General features: G+C 73.1%; 3 protein-coding genes. 2 read left to right on the top strand and 1 reads right to left on the bottom strand.

Annotated features, from left to right (window positions below; translation table 11 throughout):
* On the top strand, positions 1-473 hold a 473-nt coding region (locus tag LLG88_04365), incomplete at its 5' end, for an arginase family protein (GenBank protein MCE5246140.1).
* Positions 474-572: 99 nt separating this feature from the next.
* On the opposite strand, the gene LLG88_04360 is transcribed toward LLG88_04365, so the two are convergent.
* Positions 573-749 carry a hypothetical protein gene (locus tag LLG88_04360; GenBank protein ID MCE5246139.1) on the bottom strand — a complete coding sequence of 59 codons (177 nt, stop codon included), beginning with the start codon at positions 747-749 and terminating at the stop codon, positions 573-575.
* A 117-nt stretch (positions 750-866) separates the two neighbouring features.
* Here LLG88_04360 and LLG88_04355 point away from each other — a divergent pair.
* Positions 867-1,562, top strand: a 696-nt coding sequence (locus LLG88_04355) for an HDOD domain-containing protein (GenBank protein MCE5246138.1), incomplete at its 3' end; no start/stop codon positions are given.

Here is a 1,562-nt window from a genome sequence, read left to right as displayed (position 1 = left end):
AGGGGTTCGTCACGTCGCACGCCTCGGTGATGCGCCGCGCCCTCGAAACCGAAGGGGTGTCGCGGATCGTGCAGGTCGGCCTGCGCGACTTCTGCGTCGAGGAGCGCGAGGCGTCGCGCGCGGCCGACGGCCGCTCGATCTGGTTCACCGACGCCGCGCTCGCCTCGCGCCTCTTCGCCGGCGAGACGTTCGCCGCCCTGGCCCGCGAGATCGTCGCCGCGCTGCCGGACGACGTCTGGGTTTCGTTCGACATCGACGGCCTCGACGCCTCGCTCTGCCCCGGCACCGGCACGCCGGTCCCCGGCGGCCTCTCGTGGCGCGAGGCCACCTATCTGCTCGCGGAGCTGGGGCGTTCGGGAAAGCGGGTCGTGGGGGCCGACTTGGTCGAGACCGGGCCGGACTTCTGGGACGGCTACGTCGCCGCCAAGGCGCTCTACCTGCTGGCCGGGATCGTCGAGCCGCCCCGCGCCTGACCCGCGGGCCGCGGCGATGCCTGCCTCCTCGATCCGACGCGCGACGAGCTGGCGCCGCCGCCCCGCGCCTGACCCGCGGGCCGCGGCGACGCGGCGGGGCTACTCGTGCAGCATGTAGGAGTGGTCGAGCCGGTCCACCATCTCGTCGTACTGGGCGTCGAGCTCGGCCACGGCGGCCTTGAACGCCTCTTCGTCGAGCTCGGCGCGGCGGCGCCGCTCCTCGAGGACGGCGAGGTTGTTGTCGTACCAGCGGTCGGGATCGAAGTTGTAGGTCATCGCGGGGAAGTCTAGCTCCTCGGGCCGGGCCGGGCAGGCGGGCCGCTTGACCGGGCGGGCCGGCGGGGCGACGTTAGCCTTGGTCCGCCGCGCCCGGTCGCGGCGGGGGAGAATGCGATGCCGCTCGACGAAGGTCTCCTCAGTCACGTGGAGTCGCTGGACCCGCTGCCGATCAGCGCGCAGCGGCTGATCGCCGTGATGGGCGACGAAGACGTCGCGATCGAGGAGATCGTCGAGATCGTCGAGAACGACCCGGCCGTCGCGGCCAACCTGCTGCGGATGGCCAATTCGCCCCTCTACGGCGGGCGGTTCAAGATCGAGCGGCTGCGCGACGCCGTGGTCCGCCTCGGCGCGCCGGTGCTGCTCGACATCGCGCTCGGCGGCTACCTGCGGAAGGTCGGCGGCGACGCGCCGCTCTACGACCTCTCCGAGGACGATCTTTGGCTTCACTCCGCGGTCGCCGCGCAGGCGGCGCGGGAGATCGTCCACGACGCGCCGACCGACGTTCCGGCCTCCGCCGGCGTCGCCGCGCTGGTCCACGACATCGGCAAGCTGATCATGGTCCGCTACCGCAAGGCGAACGCGGACGCCGCGCTCGAGGAGTGCCGCCGCGCCGGCTGCTCGTTCATCGAGGCGGAGCGCACGCTCTACGGCTGCGACCACGCCGAGGTCGGCGGGGCGATCGCCCGCCGCTGGAACTTCCCGGCGCCGGTCACCGAGGCGATCGAGCGCCACCACGACTACCCGCTCGCGGCCGGCTCGCCGATCCTCGACGCCGTCGTCGCCGCCAACTACGTCGCCAAGACGATCGGC

The organism is bacterium (assembly GCA_021372775.1).
Lineage (GTDB): Bacteria > Acidobacteriota > Polarisedimenticolia > J045 > J045 > JAJFTU01.
Note: the sequence above shows the minus strand (reverse complement) of the source record. Positions and strands in the feature narration are given on the sequence as shown.

Bases quoted from the DNA above. Each gene is read 5' to 3' on its own strand.
- LLG88_04360 (MCE5246139.1), bottom strand. From the start codon at position 749: ATGACCTACAACTTCGATCCCGACCGCTGGTACGACAACAACCTCGCC.